Source organism: Alcanivorax profundi, from assembly GCF_003597125.1.
Taxonomy (GTDB): Bacteria; Pseudomonadota; Gammaproteobacteria; order Pseudomonadales; family Alcanivoracaceae; genus Alcanivorax; species Alcanivorax profundi.
Genome location: NZ_QYYA01000002.1, coordinates 249,713 through 270,732, shown reverse-complemented (window position 1 = coordinate 270,732; position 21,020 = coordinate 249,713). Strand labels below are relative to the sequence as shown.

Annotated in this window: 16 protein-coding genes; 10 read left to right on the top strand and 6 right to left on the bottom strand. The window is 58.9% G+C overall.

All coding sequences use genetic code 11. The features are described 5' to 3' along the window. The first annotated feature begins 94 nt into the window (after window positions 1–94). Entirely contained in the window at window positions 95–2,002 is a 1,908-nt protein-coding gene (locus tag D4A39_RS06445; protein WP_119917727.1) for a choice-of-anchor I family protein, read from the top strand. A 120-nt stretch (window positions 2,003–2,122) separates the two neighbouring features. On the opposite strand, the gene D4A39_RS06440 is transcribed toward D4A39_RS06445, so the two are convergent. After that, window positions 2,123–2,443, bottom strand: coding sequence for a DUF1244 domain-containing protein (locus D4A39_RS06440; protein ID WP_119917726.1), 321 nt, complete (start codon window positions 2,441–2,443; stop codon window positions 2,123–2,125). A gap of 19 nt (window positions 2,444–2,462) precedes the next feature. Continuing rightward, window positions 2,463–4,046 (bottom strand): ABC-F family ATPase, encoded by a 1,584-nt coding sequence (locus D4A39_RS06435; RefSeq protein WP_022984794.1) that lies wholly within the window; start codon window positions 4,044–4,046, stop codon window positions 2,463–2,465. A gap of 176 nt (window positions 4,047–4,222) precedes the next feature. Between D4A39_RS06435 and D4A39_RS06430 the strand changes: the two genes are divergently transcribed. Then, complete coding sequence (locus D4A39_RS06430) at window positions 4,223–4,639, top strand: acyl-CoA thioesterase (RefSeq protein ID WP_022984793.1); 417 nt, start codon at window positions 4,223–4,225, stop codon at window positions 4,637–4,639. A gap of 284 nt (window positions 4,640–4,923) precedes the next feature. Beyond that, the gene (gene hemH / locus D4A39_RS06425) at window positions 4,924–6,006 is read left to right on the top strand and encodes a ferrochelatase (protein ID WP_022984792.1); all 1,083 of its coding nucleotides are present in this window, start codon (window positions 4,924–4,926) and stop codon (window positions 6,004–6,006) included. Window positions 6,007–6,105: 99 nt separating this feature from the next. Here hemH and D4A39_RS06420 read toward each other — a convergent pair whose 3' ends face one another. Both D4A39_RS06420 and soxR read right to left on the bottom strand, forming a co-directional pair. After that, entirely contained in the window at window positions 6,106–7,119 is a 1,014-nt protein-coding gene (locus tag D4A39_RS06420) for an isocitrate dehydrogenase (protein ID WP_022984791.1), read from the bottom strand. A 122-nt stretch (window positions 7,120–7,241) separates the two neighbouring features. Next, window positions 7,242–7,688: a redox-sensitive transcriptional activator SoxR gene (soxR, locus tag D4A39_RS06415; protein ID WP_022984790.1), complete on the bottom strand. Its 447-nt coding sequence runs from the start codon at window positions 7,686–7,688 to the stop codon at window positions 7,242–7,244. A gap of 177 nt (window positions 7,689–7,865) precedes the next feature. On the opposite strand from soxR, the gene D4A39_RS06410 reads away from it, so the two are divergent. The 3 genes from D4A39_RS06410 to D4A39_RS06400 are packed head-to-tail and all read left to right on the top strand — an operon-like array spanning window position 7,866 to window position 11,002. Beyond that, the gene (locus D4A39_RS06410) at window positions 7,866–9,260 is read left to right on the top strand and encodes a PhoPQ-activated protein PqaA family protein (protein WP_119917725.1); all 1,395 of its coding nucleotides are present in this window, start codon (window positions 7,866–7,868) and stop codon (window positions 9,258–9,260) included. A 27-nt stretch (window positions 9,261–9,287) separates the two neighbouring features. Continuing rightward, on the top strand, window positions 9,288–10,238 hold the full coding sequence (locus D4A39_RS06405) for an ABC transporter ATP-binding protein (protein WP_022984788.1): 951 nt from the start codon (window positions 9,288–9,290) through the stop codon (window positions 10,236–10,238). A 2-nt stretch (window positions 10,239–10,240) separates the two neighbouring features. Further along, window positions 10,241–11,002: an ABC transporter permease gene (locus D4A39_RS06400; RefSeq protein WP_031226193.1), complete on the top strand. Its 762-nt coding sequence runs from the start codon at window positions 10,241–10,243 to the stop codon at window positions 11,000–11,002. Window positions 11,003–11,101: 99 nt separating this feature from the next. Here D4A39_RS06400 and D4A39_RS06395 read toward each other — a convergent pair whose 3' ends face one another. Further along, window positions 11,102–12,052: an AraC family transcriptional regulator gene (locus D4A39_RS06395; protein ID WP_022984786.1), complete on the bottom strand. Its 951-nt coding sequence runs from the start codon at window positions 12,050–12,052 to the stop codon at window positions 11,102–11,104. 667 nt (window positions 12,053–12,719) lie between these two features. Here D4A39_RS06395 and D4A39_RS06390 point away from each other — a divergent pair. The 4 genes from D4A39_RS06390 (at window position 12,720) to D4A39_RS06375 (ending at window position 19,647) form a co-directional block, all read left to right on the top strand. Next, entirely contained in the window at window positions 12,720–13,916 is a 1,197-nt protein-coding gene (locus tag D4A39_RS06390; RefSeq protein ID WP_022984785.1) for an efflux RND transporter periplasmic adaptor subunit, read from the top strand. A gap of 126 nt (window positions 13,917–14,042) precedes the next feature. After that, window positions 14,043–17,219: an efflux RND transporter permease subunit gene (locus D4A39_RS06385; protein WP_022984784.1), complete on the top strand. Its 3,177-nt coding sequence runs from the start codon at window positions 14,043–14,045 to the stop codon at window positions 17,217–17,219. 21 nt (window positions 17,220–17,240) lie between these two features. Continuing rightward, window positions 17,241–18,641, top strand: a complete 1,401-nt coding sequence (locus D4A39_RS06380) for an efflux transporter outer membrane subunit (RefSeq protein WP_052017491.1) — start codon at window positions 17,241–17,243, stop codon at window positions 18,639–18,641. 100 nt (window positions 18,642–18,741) lie between these two features. Further along, complete coding sequence (locus D4A39_RS06375) at window positions 18,742–19,647, top strand: bestrophin family protein (protein ID WP_119917724.1); 906 nt, start codon at window positions 18,742–18,744, stop codon at window positions 19,645–19,647. Between the two features lie 94 nt (window positions 19,648–19,741). On the opposite strand, the gene D4A39_RS06370 is transcribed toward D4A39_RS06375, so the two are convergent. After that, entirely contained in the window at window positions 19,742–20,962 is a 1,221-nt protein-coding gene (locus D4A39_RS06370) for a saccharopine dehydrogenase family protein (protein ID WP_102791850.1), read from the bottom strand. Window positions 20,963–21,020: the final 58 nt, after the last annotated feature.

The window sequence follows — 21,020 nt, the reverse complement described above, 5'->3', positions numbered from 1 at the left end:
AAAAACTGTCACACGGATGTCGTTCAACCTTAACCCCTGATCGGTAAAACGCAGTGTTCACCATTGCGTACCAATACAACCGAAGGGGATACCGATGAAATCCTGGCATTATTTGGGGGCTGTCACGCTGGCAGCGATGCTGGCTGCCTGTGGCGGCGATGACAACAACGAAACTGATAGTGCTAACGAAACCGGTGATTCGGTGGCAGAGGTAACGCCAGCTTCCATCAAGCTGGCGTTGTCGGGGCGTTATCAGGCGGGCAGTTTTGATGCTTCGGCAGCTGAAATTCCCGCTTACGATGCCGCGAGCCAGCGGTTGTTTGTGGTTAACGCTGAAGCGGGCGAACTGGACGTGCTGGACATGAGTGTCCCTTCCGCGCCGGAAAAAGTGGGCAGTATCAATGTGTCTGCCATCGCTGCCGGTGCTGAGGTGAACAGCGTGGCGGTAAAAAATGGGCTGGTGGCGGTTGCGATCGAAGCAGACCCCAAAACCGATAACGGTTTCGTAGCCATTTACCAGGCTGATGATTTGACCTTGCTGGACAGCATTGAAGTCGGCCCCCAGCCGGACATGATTACCTTTACGCCGGATGGCATGACAGTGCTAACCGCCAACGAAGGTGAGCCCAACGATGATTACAGCGTGGACCCGGAAGGCTCCATCAGCATTATCAACGCGACAGATACGGGCTCTTTGACGGTGAGCCACGCTGACTTTTCCGACTTCACTGCCGCCGATCTGCGTGACGCCGGGGTGCGTATTTATGGACCGGGTGCGTCTGCTGCCCAGGATCTGGAGCCGGAGTACATTGCCGTTTCTGCCGATGGGGCAACCGCATGGGTCACGCTGCAGGAAAACAATGCGCTGGCCAAACTCGACATCGTCACGGCCACCGTCACTGACATTCTTCCTCTGGGAGAGATCGACCGCAGCCAGGCCGGCAAGGGTATTGATGCCAGCGATGATGATGAAGTGATTGATATCAAGACCTGGGGCGGTGTTGTGGGGCTTTACCAGCCGGATGCGATCCATGCTTACAGCGCCAATGGCAGCACCTACCTGGTGACCGCCAACGAAGGGGATGCCCGTGCCTGGGGTGAGGATAACGATGCCTACTGGGGGGAAGAGGCCGATGATTCGGAAGATCCGCCGGTGCTGTGTGAGCCGGATGCCAGCCAGGGCTTTGTGGAAGAGTTTCGCGTAAAGCACCTTGTCCATACTGATGGCTTTGATCGTCGCTGTGGTGATGACATGCCTCCCCAGTTGCGTGAACTGGCAGCGGGTGCGCTGCTGGATCCGACGGTGTTTGGTTACTGTGGTGCTGTCGCGGGTGACCCGCAAGACTGCCGTGATGATGATGTGCTCGGCCGATTGAATATTACCTGGACAGCCGGCTACAAAACCGATGCGGCGGGCGACCCGGTGATGTACACCGCCGCTGGGGTTCAGGATGATGCGGGTGATCGCATCATGTACGACACGCTGTACAGCTACGGCGGCCGTTCTTTCTCCATCTGGGATGAAGACGGTGTGCAGGTGTTCGACAGTGGTGATGCCATTGAGCAGTTCCTCGCCGGCGACGATTGCAAGCTGGGGAGTGACCGGTCCATCAACTGCAAGACCTGGTTCAACAGTGGCCATGACGAAAGTGGCGCCATGGATAGCCGTAGTGATGCCAAGGGGCCGGAACCGGAAGGCCTGACCATCGGTGTGATGGGGGAAAAAACCTTCCTGTTCCTGGGGCTGGAACGCATGGGGGGCGTGATGGTGTATGACATCACGGATCCGACCGCACCGATTTTCCAGGACTACCTGAACAGCCGTGAACTGTGGGACGGAGAAGACCCGGATAATGGTAACCTGGCCGGTTTCGGTGATCTGGGTCCGGAAGGGCTGGTCTTCATTCCCGCCAGCGATGCGCCGGAAGGCAAGCCGCTACTGGTCGTAGGTAATGAGGTCAGCGGAACCACCGCGGTGTATGAGGTGGAAATCACTGAGTGATTTACCTGCCTGCGGCCCGTGTTATGCGGGTCGCTGGATGTGATGCCCGGTTTTCATTTGAGGTCGCATCGACACAAAGGGCGTAGGGGGTAACCTTTGCGCCCTTTGTGCTTTCCCGTGTTAACAGGATGCTTGGATTTTGCGCTTCTGTTTGGCTTCAAACGCTGCCAGTTGTTCCGGTGTGGCGGGTGCTTGAAACTTGTCCTTCCATTCGCTGTAGGGCATGCCGTAGACCCATTCCCTGGCCTGCTCATAATCCAGTTCTGCTTGCTGTTCGCTGGCGGCCGCAGAGAGCCACTTGGACAAACAGTTTCGACAAAAGTCCGCCAGGATCATCAGGTCGATATTCTGTACGTCCTTGTGCTCATCCAGATGCTGCAGCAAACGCCGGAAGGCGGCGGCTTCCAGTTCGGTTCTGGTGGTCTGGTCGATATCGGTCATGGGGGCTCCTGCTCTGTGTTCAGACATCTATGCTACGCAGGTAGTCATCGTAGCTGCCACTGAAGTCACGAATGCCTTGCGGGGTAATTTCCAGAATGCGCGTGGCAAGGGAACTGACGAACTCCCGGTCGTGACTCACGAAAATCAGTGTGCCCGGGTAGTTCTCCAGTGCCAGGTTCAGGGACTCGATGGATTCCATGTCCAGGTGGTTGGTGGGCTCATCGAGCAACAGCACGTTGGGCTTGGTCAGTGTCAGTTTGCCGAACAGCATGCGGCCCTGTTCGCCACCGGAAATCACCTTGACGGATTTTTTTACTTCGTCGTTGGAAAACAGCATACGCCCCAGAGCCGCACGCACGGCCTGTTCGCCGTCGGCGGTCCATTGTGCCATCCAGTCGAACAGGATCATGTCGTCGGCAAAGTCATGGCTGTGATCCTGGGCAAAGTAACCCAGCTCGGCGGCTTCTGCCCATTTGACTGTGCCGCTGTCGGCGTTCAGATCGCCGGCCAGACAGCGTAGCAGGGTGGTCTTGCCGATGCCGTTGGGGCCGATGATCGCGACCCGTTCACCGGCTTCGATCTGCAGGTTGAGATCCTGGAACAGGGTCAGATCCTCAAAGCCCTTGCCCAGCCCTTCCACAGTCACTGCCTGGCGGTGCAGTTTTTTGGTTTGCTCAAAGCGGATGTAAGGGCTGACCCGGCTGGAGGGTTTGACCTCTTCGAGCTGGATCTTGTCGATCTGGCGGGCCCGGCTGGTGGCCTGCTTTGCCTTGGAGGCATTGGCAGAGAAGCGGCTCACGAAGCTTTGCAGCTCGGCGATTTCCTTCTTCTTCTTGGCGTTGTCCGCATGCAGGCGTTCGCGTGCAGCGGTGGCAGCAGTCATGTACTCATCGTAGTTACCCGGGAACAGGCGAAGCTCGCCATAGTCCAGATCTGCCATGTGGGTACAGACGCTGTTCAGGAAGTGGCGGTCGTGAGAGATGATGATCATGGTGCTGGATCGCGCCACCAGAATATTTTCCAGCCAGCGAATGGTGTGGATGTCGAGGTGGTTGGTCGGTTCGTCCAGCAACAGCACGTCCGGGTCAGAGAACAGTGCCTGGGCAAGCAATACCCGCAGTTTCCAGCCGGGGGCTACGGCGGTCATGGGGCCGGCGTGCTGTTCTTCCGGAATCCCGAGCCCAAGTAGCAGATCCCCTGCCCGAGCCTCTGCGGTATAGCCGTCCATTTCGGCAAATTTCATTTCCAGATCGGCCACCCGCATGCCGTCTTCTTCGCTCATTTCCGGCTGGCTGTAGATACGATCGCGCTCGGCTTTGACCTCGGCCAGTTCCGTGTGCCCCATGATCACGGTATCCAGCACGGTGTGTTCTTCAAACGCGAACTGGTCCTGGCGCAGCTTGCCGAGGCGGTCATTGGTATCAATCATGACCTGGCCACTGCTGGGTTGCAGTTCGCCTCCCAGAATTTTCATGAAGGTGGATTTGCCGCAACCGTTGGCGCCAATCAGGCCGTAGCGGTTACCGTTGCCGAATTTTACGGAGACGTTTTCGAACAGCGGCTTGGCACCAAATTGCATGGTGATGTTGGCAGTAGAAATCAAAAGACAATCCTGTAGAAACGCAGCGGCAGGCGGGCCTGCACCGGGGTGAAAGAGGCGGCATTGTACCGGCTCGGGCAGCAAAACACAGGCCCGCCGGGCAGATCGCGGGCAGGTGTTCGATTTGCACCTACTCACGGGTATGATTGATGCCTTTGCGCTGAACCACTGAGGATCCCATGTTTGAACTGACTGTGACGCCCCGTTTCTACGAAACCGACGCCTTTGGCCACGTGAATAACACGGTGGTGACGGGCTGGTTTGAAACCGCCCGCTCTCCGCTGTTTGAGCTGTTCAACACCGAAGGCAACAAGCCTGCAGAGTTGCCCCTGATCCTGGCCCGTATCGAAGTGGATTTTGTCGGGCAGATCTACTACGGCAGCGACGTGCTGCTGCGCACCGGCATTGAGCGGCTGGGGAACAGTTCCTTCGTGGTGCTGCATCAGGCATGGCAGAACGGCAAGCTGGTGGCGCGGGGCAAGGCCGTTCAAGTGCATTTCGAGCACGACAAGCAGGCGTCCTCGCCGATCCCGGTGGCATTCCGTCAGGTGCTGGAGCAGCATCTCGGAGCGTTGCCGGAGGAAAAGTCGCTGTGAGCGTTGAGTTATGCGCTGCGAGTAAGGTCAACAACCAGGGCATTGATGATAGAGAGGGCTCTGTGGTGGTCGTTCGGCCACGATGGTGCGTAGAGCCTTCCCCGCTCGCGGTGCAACCACTGCTCCCGCAGAGAGGGGATGCGATGCTCTGGGAGGTTCAGGTTTTGAATGTGGCGTCAGTCGAGCCCCTATCTCCCTCATAGGCACGGACATCATGGCGTCTTGACGCCATATCGCTACACTATTGCTCATCGCAAGAGCCACTTTCAGTGAGAGAGAGCCGAATGGCCTACCAGGGACAGAGCAACTTTGACCACCGTCAGCCGCGAAAAATAGGCGTGCTGATTACCAACCTGGGTACCCCTGATGCCCCGAAAACGGGTGCATTACGTCGTTACCTGCGTGAATTCCTGTCCGACCCGAGGGTAGTAGAAGTCCCTCGATTCATCTGGTTTTTCATTTTGAACCTGGTGATTCTGGTGATCCGCCCGCCGCGCTCTGCCCATGCCTACAGAACGGTATGGACCGACCAGGGGTCTCCGCTGCTGGTGCACAGTGAGAACCAGCTAAAGGGGATTCGTGAGCGCTTGCAGCAACAGTATGGTGACGATGTGGTGGTGAGGCTTGGCATGCGTTACGGCAATCCCTCTATTCCCAGCCAGCTGCAGGCAATGGAAGAGGAGGGCGTTCGGCAACTGCTGGTGCTGCCGTTGTACCCACAATATTCAGGGTCGACCAACGGCTCTACCTTTGATGCTCTGGCCAGGGACTTCATGCAGCGGCGCTGGTTGCCCGATCTGCGTTTTATCAGTCACTACCCTGACTACCCGCCTTATATCCAGGCTATGGCAGCTCATATTCGTGCTTTCCGGGAACGGCAGGGTTGTGCCGAGAAACTGATTTTCAGTTATCACGGCGTCCCCAGACGGTATCTGGATAATGGCGATCCTTACTTTTGTGAGTGCCATAAAACCTCCCGTTTATTGGCGGAAGCCCTTGGGCTCGGCCGCGACCAGTGGATGACGACATTCCAGTCCCGCTTCGGCCGTGAAGAGTGGCTTCAGCCCTACATGGATGCCACCATGAAATCATTGCCGGGAGAAGGCGTGAAGTCGGTACAGGTTTTTTGCCCTGGTTTTTCTGCGGATTGCCTGGAGACCATCGAAGAGATTGATGTGGAGAACCGCGGTTATTTTGAGGATGCAGGCGGGGAATCCTTTGCCTATATTCCTGCGCTCAATGCGGAGCCTGTGCATCTGGATGCACTCACCCGTTTGATTGAGGATAACCTGCAAGGTTGGCGCCAGGAGGATAATTCTGTGGCCGCGAGAGAGGGACGTGCTGCACGAGCGAACGCCATCGGTTAAGGCCTTTTACGGCGCAACAAAACACACCAAAACACCCGCCCGATTGGCGGGTGTTTTGCTATCAAGCCGGTGGTTGTTTACCGGACCCTTGGCGTTTTTTCAGGCTTTCAGCTGCCGGATCAGCTCGTCGGTGAACTCGGTGGTGCTGGCTCTGCCGCCCAGGTCCGGGGTGACTACATCGCCAGCTCCCACCACCTGCCGTACCGTACGGCGTAGCTGTTTTGCCTTGTCGTGCAATTCGATGTAGTCGAGCATCATGGCGCCAGCAAGAATAATGGCGGTAGGATTGGCGATACCCTTGCCTGCAATATCCGGCGCACTGCCATGCACAGCCTCGAACAGGCCACCGTGTTCGCCAATGTTGGCGCCGGGGGCTACACCCAGGCCGCCGATCAGGCCGGCGCACAGGTCAGAGAGAATATCGCCGAACAGGTTGGTGGTAACGATTACGTCGAAGCGGTGCGGGTTCATTGCAAGTTGCATGGCGGTGGCGTCTACGATCATTTCTTCGTGTTCCAGCGCCGGGTAGTCCTCACGAACTTTGCGAGCCACGTCAAGGAAGAGTCCTGAGGTGGATTTCATGATATTGGCCTTGTGCACCACGGTGACTTTCTTGCGGCCTTGCTTCATGGCCGTGTCGTAGGCGAAACGCAGCAGACGTTCGGATTCAGTGCGAGTGATTCTGCTGCGCAGTTCAGCGGTCTCTCCATCTTCACTGACGGTCTGCCCCAAGCCAGAATAAATCCCCTCAATGTTTTCCCGGATAGTCATGATATCCACGTTGTCGTAGCGCGATTTCACTCCCGGAATGGAGAGCGCGGGCCGCACATTGGCAAACAGGTCAAAGGTTTTGCGCAGGGTCACGTTCACGGAGGTGAAACCTCCCCCCACTGGCGTGGTGATGGGGCCTTTCAGCGCCAGACGGTTGCGCTTGAGGGTGGCCAGCGTCTCCTCCGGAACCAGATCCAGCCCCTTGTCCAGTGCGGTTTGCCCTGCGATGGCGTACTCAAAATCGAGTCCACAGTTCAGTGCATCCAGAACACGGACGGTGGCATCAACGATGTCGGGTCCGATGCCATCGCCGGGGATAACGGTTACGGTGTTGTCATTCATACGGGCTCCTGACTGCGGGGAAGGTGACGGGTGTGACCATTTTGCCCGCTCAAGGTTGCAAAATGAATGCCGACAAAGGTCGCAGGGCGCTCGGAGAAAGAGGGGGCCAGTGTTGTGAGAGGCTATATATGTGGACCGGGACCCTTTTCGGATAGCTCGTCACAGGGGTTGCGCAGTCGGCAGGCCTTGATGGAAAGACAGCCACAACCGATGCACTGATCCAGCTGGTGACGCAGGACGGTCAGATCATTGATGCGCTCATCCAGCTGCACGCGCCAGCGGGCGGACAGCCGTTTCCAGTCCCGGGCGGTGGGCGTTCTGCCATCGGGGAGTTCGCTCAGGGCCCCGGCGATTTCTGCCAGTGGAATGCCAATGCGTTGTGCCACCTTGATCACCGCCACCCGGCGCAAGACGTCCCGATGGTAGCGTCGCTGGTTGCCGGCACTGCGCTGGCTTTGAATCAGGCCTTTGGTTTCGTAGAAGTGCAGGGCAGACACCGCCACCCCACTGCGTTCCGCCACTTCACCTACGGTAAGTGCCTTGCCGTGATCTTCCGGATTGATACGCATAGTCTGGTCTCCGGGCCATGCTGTTCGCGTAAAACCTCAATGAATATTGAGGTTTTACGCGGGTGACCGGGAGGATGCAAGGCTCCCGGTCGTTGCGCAAACCGCGATGGCGGCGCATCCCGTTGTGGGAGATTGGTGTAGGGTACGGGCGGGCAAACACGAGGCCGGGGTAACGCAATGAAATGGATGATGGCTGTGTGGTTGGTGATGGCCCTGCCGATGGGGGTATCAGGCAAGCCGGCGGCACCGGTCGACTGGCAGCATTACCACAGCAAGGATGGCTGGTGGGTGGACCACCATTTTCTGCTGGTAGAGTCCCAGCAGTGGTTGACGCCATCGCAAGTGGATCAGCCAGCGTGGCAGCATGAGGTCTCGATTTCCGTGCCGTGGTCTGCCGCTTGTCCCGGCCGCGAGCGGGACGACCACACAGCGCTGGTGATCATCAGTGGTGGTGACCGGCCCGGAGCGGTGCTGCGGGAATCGCCCGGCAGCTTGTCCACGGCATTGGCGCTGATCTTCTGCCGGCCGGTAGTCGAGATACGTCAGGTGCCGAATCAGCCGTTGGTCTTCAGTGCCGATGCCACGGCGACCCCCCGCCGCGAAGACAGCCTGCTGGCCTGGACCATGGATCGCGCCGCGCGAGTGGGCGATATGGCGCCTGTCCAGCACGCCATGGTCACAGCGGTACGACGCTCTCTGGATGCGGTGCAGGCCTTCAGTGCGCAGCAGCCGGGGCTCGAGCCGGTAGTGGATTTTGCCCTGCTGGGGTCATCCAAGCGCGGCTGGACCGCCTGGCTGGTGGCCGCCGAGGACCCGCGTATTCGCGCGCTGGTGCCGGTCTCCATCGATATGCTCAACCTGGCGAAGCAGTTCGATCATCAGCATCGCGCTTACGGTGAATACACCCCGGCATTACGCGCCTTCAGTGAGCAGGGCATTGATTGCCTGATCCGGGCAGGGCCCGGCAAGGCCATGTTGGCAACGGTGGATCCTTATGCGTTACGGGATCGATTGTCCTTGCCAAAGCTGGTGATCAACGCGTCCGGGGACGCCTACTTTGTCAGCGACAGCAGCCAGTTTTATTTTGCCGACATGGGGCCGAATCGCTGGCTGCGCTATACCCCCAATAGCGGCCATCGCCAGGGTGATAGCCTCGACCGGGTGGTGCGACTCAGTCAGGTGGCCAACTGGCTGGACGTTATTCTGGAGGGGCGAACGCCCCCCAATGTGAGCGCACAGCTGGAGAACCCGCAGTGGGTCATCACCCCGTCAGAACCGCCGCGATCCATGCTGCTGTGGCAGGCGGTGAACCCCTCCGCACGGGATTTTCGCCAGCAGAGTATCGGTAATGGCTGGCACGCCACCGAGCTGGATGCGGATGATGACGGGCGTTACCGGGTTGATCTGACTGACCCGGACAAGGGCTATCAGGCCTGGTTTGTCGAGGCGCGTTTTGGTGGTCGGCTGGCAATCAACCAGCAGGTGGTGACCACCGATATTCAGGTCAGGCCACAGGCCTTGCCTTATCCTCCACGCGAGTGTGATTCGCACCGCGCTGACACGGATCCATGACATAATGTGCGCCCGAGGAGAAAAGCCATGACAGCTGTTATTTCCGTTCAAGGCCTCAACAAGGTTTATGGTTCCGGGTTTCAGGCCCTGAAGAATGTGGATCTGGATATCCAGGCCGGTGAAATCTTTGCTCTGCTGGGCCCCAACGGGGCAGGCAAGACTACCCTGATCAGTATTATCTGCGGCATTGTGAATCCGTCTGAAGGCACGGTGCTTGCCGATGGCCACGATATCGTCAAGGACTACCGGGCGGCGCGCAGTGCCATTGGCCTGGTGCCACAGGAGTTGTCCACCGATGCGTTTGAAACGGTGTGGGCCACGGTGAGTTTCAGCCGCGGTTTGTTCGGCAAACCGCGCAACGATGCGCACATCGAGAAAGTTCTTAAATCCTTGTCGTTGTGGGACAAGAAGGACAACAAGATCATCACCCTGTCCGGCGGCATGAAGCGTCGTGTGATGATTGCCAAGGCGTTGTCCCACGAGCCGAAAATCCTGTTTCTGGACGAGCCTACCGCCGGTGTGGATGTGGAGTTGCGCCGTGAAATGTGGGAGATGGTACGCCAGCTCCGCGAGCAGGGGGTGACGATTATCCTGACGACCCACTACATCGAGGAAGCCGAAGAAATGGCGGACCGGGTCGGGATTATCAACCGTGGGCAAATCATTCTGGTGGATGACAAGGCGCGCCTGATGGAAAAACTGGGCCGCAAACAATTGACGGTGCAGTTGGCCGAACCTTTGTCCGCTTTGCCGGGCTCGCTGAATTACGAATCCCTTGAGCTCAGCGATGACGGCTATGCCATGGTGTACACCTACGATGCCAATCAGGAGAGCACCGGGATTGCCGAGCTGCTGCGCAAGCTCAGTGATGAAGATATCGAGTTCAAGGACCTGCATTCCCGGCAGAGCTCACTGGAAGATATCTTTGTGGATCTGGTGAACAGCACCGCGTCAGCACAATCGGGGAGCGCCCAATGAAAGTGAATTTTTACTCCATCAAGGCGATTTATACGTTTGAAATGGCGCGTACCTGGCGAACCTTGATGCAGAGTATTGCCTCGCCAGTGATTTCCACGTCGCTCTACTTCGTGGTGTTCGGCTCTGCCATTGGTTCGCGCATGGTGGAGATTGATGGTGTCAGCTACGGTGCGTTCATCATTCCCGGGTTGATCATGCTGTCCCTGATGACACAGAGCATTTCCAATGCGTCATTCGGCATTTATATGCCTACCTTCTCGGGTACCATTTATGAAGTGCTTTCGGCACCGGTTTCCTACGTGGAAATTGTTATTGGCTATGTGGGCGCCGCGGCGACCAAGTCCACTATCCTGGGTATCCTGATTCTGATCACTGCCCGGTTGTTTGTGGATTATGAAGTGCAGTATCCGGTGCTGATGATCAGCTTTCTGTTGTTGACTGCGATCACCTTCAGCCTGTTCGGTTTTATCATTGGGGTATGGGCTGATACGTTTGAAAAACTGCAAATCATCCCGTTGATGATCATTACCCCGCTTACCTTCCTCGGTGGGAGTTTTTATTCCATCGATATGCTGCCGCCATTCTGGCAAACGGTGACGCTTTTCAATCCCGTGGTGTACCTGATCAGCGGTTTCCGCTACAGCTTTTTTGGGACTGCTGATGTCCATATCGCCGTCAGTCTGGGGATGACCGGGTTGTTCCTGGCCATTTGTCTTGGCCTGGTGTGGTGGATCTTCAAAACCGGTTATCGGCTCAAGAGCTGAGTATTGCGGTTCGGGCACAAACCGAGCCAGATTCGGACCGATAAAAAAGAGGCCGCGTCCAGGGATGGAGGCGGCCTCTTGCGTTTGCCATGGGCCAGATCAGGCGCTGATCTGTTCGCCACGTAATTTCGAAACGTCCGCTTTGGGCGGGGCGCCGAACATGCGGCTGTACTCACGGCTGAAATGGGAGGGGCTTTCATAGCCGACCCGGTAGCTGGCGGTGGCCGCCTCCAGCCCTTCCGTCAGCATCAGGCGACGGGCTTCATGCAGGCGCAGTTTCTTCTGGAACTGCAGCGGTGACATGCGGGTAACCTGTTTGAAACTGTGAAACAGGCTGGACTCGCTCATGTTGGCAGAGTCGGCCAGTTCCTTGACCCGCAGGGGTTCAGCGTAGCGATCCTTGAGGGTCGAAATAACCCGGGAAATGCGATTGGCCTGGGAATCGGCAGCAACAAACTTGCGCATCCGTGGTCCCAGTTCGCCGATCAGGGAACGGTAAATGATTTCCCGCCGAGCCAGTGGTGCCAGTACCGGAACGTCTTCAGGTGAATCCAGTAATCCGAGCAGGCGGTACAGGGCGCCCTGCATGGCCGGGTCCATCTGTGTCATGCACAGGCTGCAGCCCATTTCGGAGCAGCTGGCATCGGGATCCATCTGTGCCACCCGGTCACCGAGCTCCAGCACCAGATCGGTGACTTCCTGGGGATCAATGCTGATTTTGGCGGCCAGATAGGGACGGGCTTCACAGGCATCCACAATCTGGCCCAGCACCGGCAGATGCACCGAGTTGGCTAAATAGCTCATGGGGCCGTAGACAATTTCCCGGTCGCCCAGCGTAACGGTCTTGGTGCCCTGGAGAATAAAAATCAGCGAGGGATCGTACACCGTGGAATTGCAGCTGGTGAGGCCATCTGAACGGTACAGGGAGACACCTTCAATCGGGGTCTCGTGCATGCCGGGCTCACGGGCCCATCGTTCGACTACCTGGGTCAGTTGCTGCTGAGGCGTGGCGCTGAGATTTCTGGGTAATTCAGGGGTGCGTGATGTCATGGTGGCCTCCTGTGGCAGCCAGTATAGGGCTGGCTGGGTCGGGCTGTGTCCCCATTCAGACATTTTCTGCAGAAATAGGCAATGACTGCGCAGAAACTGGCAAGCGGACTTTATCTGACCGCAGGAATGGGCAGTCGATTGTGCCTGGCGCCTGTGTCTCGAATTCGCACGTGGATTTCCTTTCTTGTGTCCGTATGCCCCATTTTTAGCGGGATTTTCCGGTTTTTTAACGGTTTTCCCTCTAAGAAAGACGGCGCCGGCCGTGGTCACTTACCTGAAACTCTAGCGTCACCGTGGCGTAACTCGGGACGAAATTGGTCCCCTGATGAGGCGCTGATTCTTTGCCAAAACAGAAATGGGCAATCATAGAACAGGAACCCGCTACCCGGATTCCTGCTCCCGGGCCTACGCTTTCGCTCCAGGGTTGCATGACGGGCGGTTGGAAATTCTTGCCGCAGCCTGCGCAGCCATTCTTCGCCTCTTCGACATGCGTTCCATGTTTTTGCCCGTCACAGCAACAGGCAAAAACAATGTTGACCTCAAGCTAGCTTGAGGAAATAGAGTGCGCAGTCATAGCAGATTGGTCTGCTTTGTACGTGGGCGATCGGGATTGTCGAAATGGGCAGGCCGGTTGGACTCACAAAGAGTGATAGCGGGAGTCACGGAAATGGAAACGATAAGTGGAGAAACGGCCACTGGGGCCGGGTTGTACTGGGGTGTTTTCGCGGCACTGATGGCGGTGATTTTTCTGGCGGGTTGTGATGCCCGAAGTGAAGCCGGGCAACAGCCAATGCCGGCACCGGAGGTTGATGTGGCAAACGTGATAGCAGAACCGGTGACCCTGTGGGAGTCCTTTACCGGGCGGGTGGTGTCACCGGAAACGGTGGAGTTACGGCCCCGAGTCAGTGGGTATATTGACAAGGTTGCCTTCGAGGAAGGGGCGCTGGTCGAGGAGGGCGATCTGCTTTTCCAGATTGATCCCCGCCCTTACCAGGCACGGGTGCAAGCCGCTCGTGCGCAGCTGGAGCAGGCACGCAGCCGTTTGACCCAGGCGCGTAGTGAGGCCGTGCGAGCCAGCACCTTGCTGGAAAGCCGGGCCATTTCCCAGGAAGAGTATGACCAACGCAGCACTGCGTTGCTGAGTGCCAAGGCGTTGGTCAATGCGGCGCAGGCGGCGCTGGATACCGCCGAGCTGGATCTTCAGTACACCCGTGTGACGGCACCGGTGAGTGGCCGGGCAGGCCGCGCCATGGTCACTCGCGGCAACCTGGCCAACGCGGACCAGACACTGCTGACCACGGTGGTATCGGTGGACCCCTTGCACGTGTATTTCGAGGCCGACGAACAATCTGCCCTGGAAAGTCAGCCGGTGCTGGCGTTGGCTCCGTCGCCGACGGTACGCATCGGGCTGGCAGGGGAGAGTGGCTATCCCCATCGGGGCACGCTGGATTTTATCGACAACCGTCTGGATCGCAGCACCGGGACCTTGCAGTTCCGCGCGGAGCTGGCCAATCCGGATGGCATTTTTAAGCCCGGCCAGTTCGCCCGTGTTGAAATGCCTGTGGCAAAGCTGGATCAGGCCGTGATGGTGAACCGCAAGGCGGTGTTGACTGACCAGAACCGTCGTTTCGTCTACGTGGTGGCCAGCGACAATACCGTGGCGAGGCGGCAGGTCGAAACCGGACGGCAGGTCGATGATCTGCAGGTGATTCGTCGTGGTTTGCAGCAGGGTGACCAGGTGATCGTCAACGGTCTCCAGAAAGTGTTTGGTGATGGCATGCCGGTACAGCCCAGACAGGTAGCGATGCGTGAATCTGCCGCCCCGGCTGGCCAGGCCAGTGCCATCGCCGCAGCACAACCCTGAGACACGCGACCCCCTAATTTCTCATCCACATTGGCGATCAGGCTGGCCTTTGCCGGCCTGACGCAATAACTCCGGGAACGACACAATCCGGCAGGCTCGCGCCTGGCCGGCAGGAGGCGTATTGCCATGAATTTTTCACGATTCTTTGTCGACAGGCCGATTTTTGCCGCGGTGTTGTCGATCATCATTTTTGCGGTAGGGGCCATCTCGATCCCCAGTCTGCCCATCAGTGAGTACCCGGAAGTGGTGCCACCTTCTGTGGTGGTGCGTACGGTCTATCCGGGCGCCAACCCCAAGGTCATTGCGGAAACCGTGGCAACGCCCCTGGAAGAAGCGATCACCGGGGTGGAAGGCATGATGTACCTGAAGTCGGTAGCGGGCTCCGACGGGGTGCTACAGATGACGGTGACATTCCGTCCGGATATTGATGCCGATGATGCCACCGTGCGGGTGCAGAACCGGGTCAGCCAGGCCCTGGCGCGGCTGCCGGAAGATGTTCGCCGGCAAGGCGTTACCACGCAGAAACAGTCGCCCACCTTCCTGATGGTGGTGCATCTGACCTCGCCGGATGGCCGTTACGATACGCTTTACCTTCGCAACTATGCGCGCTTGCATGTGCGTGATGTGCTGGCCCGGATTCGCGGCGTGGGCGAAGCGCAGATTTTCGGGGGTGGCGATTACGCCATGCGTGCCTGGCTGGACCCCGACAAGGTTGCCGCACGGGGGCTGACCGCCAGCGATGTGGTCGGCGCCATGCGCGAACAGAATGTGCAGGTGTCCGCCGGTCAGCTGGGCGCGGAACCCATGCCCGGCAGTGACTTCCTGACCCTGATCAACGCGCAGGGGCGGTTAAGCACGCCGGAAGAATTTTCCGATATCGTGATCAAGAGCGGTGCCTCGGGCGAAATCGTGCGGCTGTCGGATGTGGCCCGGCTGGAACTGGGGGCAGGGGACTACACGCTGCGCTCGCAACTGGACAGCAAGGATGCCGTGGCCATTGGTATTTTCCAGTCCCCCGGGGCCAATGCGCTGGAGATCCGTGAGCAGGTGATTGCCGCCATGGACGAAATCGCCACCCGCTTTCCTGAGGGGGTGAAGTACGAAACGGTGTATGACACCACGATTTTCGTCAGTGATTCCATCAAGTCGGTTATCCAGACCCTGCTGGAAGCCGTGTTGTTGGTAGTGCTGGTGGTCACCCTGTTTTTACAGACCTGGCGAGCCTCGATCATTCCATTGCTGGCGGTACCTGTGTCGGTGGTCGGGACTTTCGCTGCGCTTTATTTGCTGGGGTACTCGATCAATACCCTGACCCTGTTCGGACTGGTGCTTGCCATTGGTATCGTGGTGGATGACGCCATCGTGGTCGTGGAGAACGTGGAGCGCAATATCGAAGAGGGGCTGGCGCCCCTGGCCGCTGCGCACCAGGCCATGAAAGAAGTGTCCGGGCCCATTGTGGCCATTGGTTTGGTGCTGTGTGCGGTCTTTGTGCCGATGGCGTTTCTGGATGGGGTGACCGGGCAATTCTACCGGCAGTTTGCGGTGACCATTGCCATCTCCACGGTGATTTCCACCATTAATTCCCTGACCCTGTCACCGGCGCTGGCGGCCATGTTGCTCAAGCCTCATGACGCGCCCAAGGACCGACTGACGCGCATTATCGATAGCTTGTTTGGCTGGATCTTCCGGCCCTTCAACCGGTTCTTCAATGCCAGTTCACAGCGCTACGAGAGCGGTGTTTCGCGCTCGTTGCATCATCGTGGCGTGGTGTTTGTGATTTATGCCTTGTTGCTGGCCAGCACCGGTTTGATGTTCAAGGCTGTTCCGCCTGGCTTTATTCCCATTCAGGACAAACTGTATCTGATTGCCGGGGTGAAATTACCGGAAGGGGCATCTCTGGAACGAACTGATCAACTGCTGCAACAGGTGGTGGATATCGGCCTGGACACCGAGGGTGTCGCCCATGCGGTGGCGTTTCCCGGGCTGAATGCCCTGCAGTTTACCAACACCTCCAATACCGGTTTGGTGTTCTTTCCGCTGGCGCCTTTTTCAGAACGCAGCCGCACTGCCGAACAGATCAATGCCGAGATCAACCAGAAAGTGGGCGCGTTGAAAGAAGGGTTTGCGTTTTCCTTCATGCCGCCACCGATTCTGGGCCTGGGTAACGGATCCGGCTACCAGATGTTTATCGAGGACCGCGGCAACCTGGGCTATGGCGCGCTACAGGATGCGGTTAATGCCTTCCAGGGGGCGGTATCCCAGACCCCGGGCATGGGGTTCCCGATTACCAGTTACCAGGCCAATGTGCCGCAGCTGAATGCCGAGGTGGATCGTCTCAAAGCCAAGGCCCAGGGAGTGCCGTTGACGGAGTTGTTCGATACCTTGCAGACCTATCTCGGGTCCAGCTACGTGAACGACTTCAACCGCTTTGGCCGCACCTGGCAGGTCGTGGCCCAGGCCGATGCGCCGTTCCGTGACAGCGTCGAGGATATCGCCAACCTCAAGACCCGCAATGTGAACGGCGAGATGGTGCCGATCGGTTCCATGGTCACTATCAGCGAAGATTTCGGACCGGATCCGGTGTTGCGCTACAACGGTTACCCGGCCGCTGACCTGGCCGGCGAAGCAGACCCGCGGTTGCTGTCATCGGCTCAGGCCATGGCGGTTCTCAATGGCATTGCCGAGCAGGTTCTGCCTGCGGGGATGAGTTTTGAGTGGACCGACCTGAGTTACCAGCAGGCCACCCAGGGCAATGCCGCCTTGCTGGTCTTCCCACTCTCGATCCTGTTGGTGTTTCTGGTGCTGGCGGCCCTGTACGAAAGCTGGACGTTGCCACTGGCGGTGATCCTGATCGTACCGATGTGCATGCTGTCTGCGTTGATGGGGGTGTGGTTCTTCGGTGGCGACAACAACATTTTCGTCCAGGTGGGTCTGGTGGTGTTGATCGCATTGGCTTGCAAGAACGCCATCCTGATTGTGGAGTTCGCCCGCGAACTGGAGATGGAAGGCAAAAGTGTGGTGGATGCCGCGCTGGAAGCCTGCCGCCTGCGTTTACGGCCGATCATCATGACTTCCATCACGTTCACTGCCGCGGTGCTGCCGCTGGTGCTGGGCAGTGGTGCCGGGTCTGAAGTGCGTCAGGCCCTGGGTATCGCGCTGTTCTTCGGCATGCTGGGGGTGACCCTGTTCGGTCTGTTCCTGACACCGGTTTTCTATGTGGTGTTGCGCAAGCTCGCTGGCAGCAAGCCGCCGGTAGCCCATGACCCTGACACCACGCCAGCCCTGTCTGACGGCAATCACTGAGACATGATGAAGGAAAGCAACATGACTAGATCATCAATGCTTGCGGCGTTCCTGCTGTTGTCAGGTTGCGCGGTGGGTCCGGACTACCAGGTGCCGGAGACGCCGGCGCCGGCCCATTTTCAGGCGCCTCACGATGGCGGGGCCTTTGCGGACGTCGAGCAGCAATTCTGGCAGGGGTTTGATGACCCGCTACTGTCAGAGCTGCTCAACCTGACCCTGGCCGACAACCTGGATTTGCAGGTGGCACTGGCACGATACGAGCGCTCTGCGGCGTTGCTGTACGGTGCCCGCCGTGAGCAGTGGCCGTCACTGACGGCGTCGGCAGCGGGGGCAGAGCAGCACCTGTCAGCGGTGGAGCAGCTGGGTGGCCCAGAGCGGGTGGAGCGCTACCAGGCAGGGCTGAATGCCAGCTGGGAGCTGGACCTGTTTGGGCGCTTGCGTCGGGCCAGTGAATCGCAGGCGGCAGAACTGCAGGCCACCGGTGCGGATCTGGCGGCGCTACAGGTGGTTCTGGCAGGACAGGTGGCCAACACCTATTTCAACATGCGTGGCTTGCAGCAGCGTTTACAGGTGGCCAACCAGAACGTGACGTTGCAGGAAGAGACGCTGGCCATTGTCACGGCCCGGGCCGATGCCGGTCGGGCGACGGAATTCGACAAGGTTCGGGCGCGGGCCCAGCTGGCGCGCACACGAGCCGCCCTCCCGGAGCTGGAGGCGGCGCTGCGCGCGGACATGCATCGTCTTGCCGTTCTGACCGGGCAGCCCCCGGCGGCCTTGCTGGAGCGTTTGGTGCCGCTCAAGCCGTTGCCCGGCAGTGTCCCGGTGATTCCGGTGGACAGCCCCGGTGATGTGCTGCGCCGGCGGCCGGACATCATCGCTGCCGAACGTCGCCTGGCGGCGGCAACGGCACGCATTGGTATCGCCACCGCTGACCTGTATCCGCGCTTCACGCTGAGCGGGTTGTTGGGCTCGGTGGCTGCCGAGCCGGGTGACCTGTTTCAGGGAGCATCGGAGTCGCGCCAAGTCGCACTGGGGGTGGACTGGACCTTTCTGGATTACGGCAAGGTGCGGGCGCGTATTGATGCTCGGGATGCCGAAGGCCAGGCCGCGCTGGCGTCCTATCAGCAAGCCGTGCTGGCGGCACTGGAAGAAACAGAAAACCGGTTGGTCCGTTATCAGCAACTGCAGACACGGGTTTCGCGTCTTGCCTCGGCGTCAGAGGATGCCCGGCAGGCCGCCGCACTGGCCCGCACCCGCTACGAGCGGGGCTTTATTGGCTACTTTGAAGTGCTCGATGCGGAGCAGGAGCTGACCGAAATCCGTGACGCAGAGGTGCGCAGCCGCACCGATCAGGTCAAGGCCATGGTGGATGTCTATCGTGCCCTGGCGGGGGCGCCGGCCCCGGCCGTGCCCAAGACATAGATCACGGCGCTGGCAGCGCTGACCGCAAAAGGCGAGCCGCGAGCGAATCCCGTATCATGGGTTCGCTGCTCGCCTTTTTTATTGCTGACGGACCCGCCCCATGATTGTTCGTGATCGCCCCAATGCTATTGCCCTGCTGTTTACCCTGCGAGGATCAGTGGTGCCGGAAATCCTGCCGCACATTGTCTGTGTGGCGTTGTTCTCGGTGGTATGGACTGCGCTCAGTCGCTGGCATGTGGTGGAGCTGGGCAGTCTGACGATCATGCCGGTGACATTGCTCGGGATTGTGCTGTCCATCTTGCTGGGTTTTCGCAACAACGCTTCCTACGACCGTTGGTGGGAAGCGCGCAAACAGTGGGGGCAGATGGTCTACGAGATTCGCAGTCTGGCCCGGGCCAGTCGGGCGTTGCTGGCAGAGGCGCCACGGCGGCGTTTATTGCACCAGATGCTTGCCCATGCCCATGCGCTGAAAGGCCAGCTGCGGGAAGAAGATGGCATGGCAGAGGCGGCGCGCTGGTTGTCGGAGCAGGACAGCGAGGCACTGGCCGGCAAGCGGAACCGGGCCGATGCAATTCTGGCACTGGCCGGTGAGGGGCTGGCAGTGCAACACCAGAGCGGCGCGCTCGACAGTGTGGCGTTCAAGGTGCTGGATGAGAGACTGACTGCGATCAGTGGCATCCAGGCGGCCTGCGAGCGCATTGCCTCTACCCCTCTGCCGTTTGCCTACACCCTGCTGGTGCACCGCACTGCCTACGTCTATTGCTACTTGCTGCCGTTTGTTCTGGTCGGGGCGTTGGGGTGGGCGACGCCGGTGATGGTGGCAGTGGTCGCGTATACCTTCTTCGGCATTGACCGATTGTCAGAACATCTTGAAACCCCGTTTGGCCGGGACCCGAATGATTTACCGCTGGATGCGCTGTGCCGGATCCACGAAATCTCGGTGGCCGAAGCGTTGGGAGACACGGCACCGGAGCCGTTGCCAGTAAAGGATTTCCAACTGCAGTAATCCGTTAACCACGGATGTCTGTCAGAAAGGCTCCGGTACAGCCGCTTGCCTGACTGCCGAGGGCGATGTCCAGGCAAGCGGTGCAAGGCAGTGATCAGATGACCTCAAAGGTCATGCCGGCGTGGGCTTGCAACCGTGACAGCAGTTTTTCGCCCAGCAGCGAAGAGGTGGTCCAGAAGCCGCCGGGGGCATCGTCCGGGATGTCCTTGGCCAGACAGGCGCCGGCTTGTCCCAACAACTTGGCAGTGGAGCCGTAACCCGGATCCGCATCGCCAGTGACCTTGACGGTAAGGGTGTCGCCCTGATCCGTGTGTCCGGCCAGACGAATATCATAAAAACCGGCTTTCTGGGCTTCCGGGCTGGGACCTTCTCCGGGCTGAGGCACCACAAACTTGTTCAGCGCCCAGCGGGTGGGTGCCAGCGCGGCCGCACCGAAGAACAGACCGGTTCCGACGCCGATACCCAGGGCTTTTAGCCGCCCGCCGATACCATCGCCGGTAAGCATACCCTCGTTATAGGTCATGGCGGGGCTGTAGCCGTTGAGGGCATTGGAGCGATGCACGATACGACTGTTGATGGCATCCATGACAAACGGAGCCACCCAGGCGCGAAAGTCGTCGTCGTATTCGGGCATGGCAATACTGTGCTGGCGGGCCGTCAGGCCATGGTCCGCCGGGCATAGCAGGTAAGGGTTAGCCAGCTTGCGGCGCAGCTCCGGGTCGCCAGCGGCTTCTTCGGCAATGTTCATCATGCTGGCCACGGTGCCACCCGATACGCCGCCTTTGGCTACCTTGACGCGCATGCCAACGCGCGTCGCCGGTGCGTTGAATTGCTTTTTCGCCTGTTGCTGAAGGAAAAAGACGCCCATGTCAGAAGGAATGGAGTCGAAACCACAGCAATGCACAATGCGGGCTCCGCTGGCTTTGGCGGCGGCTTCGTATTTTTCCAGCATGTCGGCGATCCATTGCGCTTCGCCGGTGAGATCGCAGTAATCCGTGCCCGTGCTCGTGCAGGCACGAATCATGGGTTCGCCGTACAGTGCGTAGGGTCCTACCGTGGAAATCACCACGGCGGTGTTCGCACACAATGCTTCCAGGCTGGCATCGTCATTGGCGTCGGCGGTGATCAGTGCAAGTTTGTCCGCCTTGCTGCCGAGAGCTTCTTTGACCTGCTGCAATTTGGTTTCAGAGCGTCCTGCCGCAGCCCATTTGAGTTCGCCATCCACACCATAGGTATCAGTCAGGTACTGGCACAGAATCTGGCCCACAAAGCTGGTGGCACCGAAGACAATCACGTCATAGGTTGAATCACTCATGAGAACTCCCTTGGCGAATGAATACAAAGAAAGTCAGCCTACCCATTGTTGCTGTGAA

What these genes read in the sequence shown, in the direction of transcription:
- D4A39_RS06445 (WP_119917727.1), top strand. Translation starts at nt 95, where the DNA reads ATGAAATCCTGGCATTATTTGGGGGCTGTCACGCTGGCAGCGATGCTG.
- D4A39_RS06440 (WP_119917726.1), bottom strand. Translation starts at nt 2,443, where the DNA reads ATGACCGATATCGACCAGACCACCAGAACCGAACTGGAAGCCGCCGCC.
- D4A39_RS06430 (WP_022984793.1), top strand. Translation starts at nt 4,223, where the DNA reads ATGTTTGAACTGACTGTGACGCCCCGTTTCTACGAAACCGACGCCTTT.
- hemH (WP_022984792.1), top strand. Translation starts at nt 4,924, where the DNA reads ATGGCCTACCAGGGACAGAGCAACTTTGACCACCGTCAGCCGCGAAAA.
- D4A39_RS06420 (WP_022984791.1), bottom strand. Translation starts at nt 7,119, where the DNA reads ATGAATGACAACACCGTAACCGTTATCCCCGGCGATGGCATCGGACCC.
- soxR (WP_022984790.1), bottom strand. Translation starts at nt 7,688, where the DNA reads ATGCGTATCAATCCGGAAGATCACGGCAAGGCACTTACCGTAGGTGAA.
- D4A39_RS06410 (WP_119917725.1), top strand. Translation starts at nt 7,866, where the DNA reads ATGAAATGGATGATGGCTGTGTGGTTGGTGATGGCCCTGCCGATGGGG.
- D4A39_RS06405 (WP_022984788.1), top strand. Translation starts at nt 9,288, where the DNA reads ATGACAGCTGTTATTTCCGTTCAAGGCCTCAACAAGGTTTATGGTTCC.
- D4A39_RS06395 (WP_022984786.1), bottom strand. Translation starts at nt 12,052, where the DNA reads ATGACATCACGCACCCCTGAATTACCCAGAAATCTCAGCGCCACGCCT.
- D4A39_RS06390 (WP_022984785.1), top strand. Translation starts at nt 12,720, where the DNA reads ATGGAAACGATAAGTGGAGAAACGGCCACTGGGGCCGGGTTGTACTGG.
- D4A39_RS06385 (WP_022984784.1), top strand. Translation starts at nt 14,043, where the DNA reads ATGAATTTTTCACGATTCTTTGTCGACAGGCCGATTTTTGCCGCGGTG.
- D4A39_RS06380 (WP_052017491.1), top strand. Translation starts at nt 17,241, where the DNA reads ATGACTAGATCATCAATGCTTGCGGCGTTCCTGCTGTTGTCAGGTTGC.
- D4A39_RS06375 (WP_119917724.1), top strand. Translation starts at nt 18,742, where the DNA reads ATGATTGTTCGTGATCGCCCCAATGCTATTGCCCTGCTGTTTACCCTG.
- D4A39_RS06370 (WP_102791850.1), bottom strand. Translation starts at nt 20,962, where the DNA reads ATGAGTGATTCAACCTATGACGTGATTGTCTTCGGTGCCACCAGCTTT.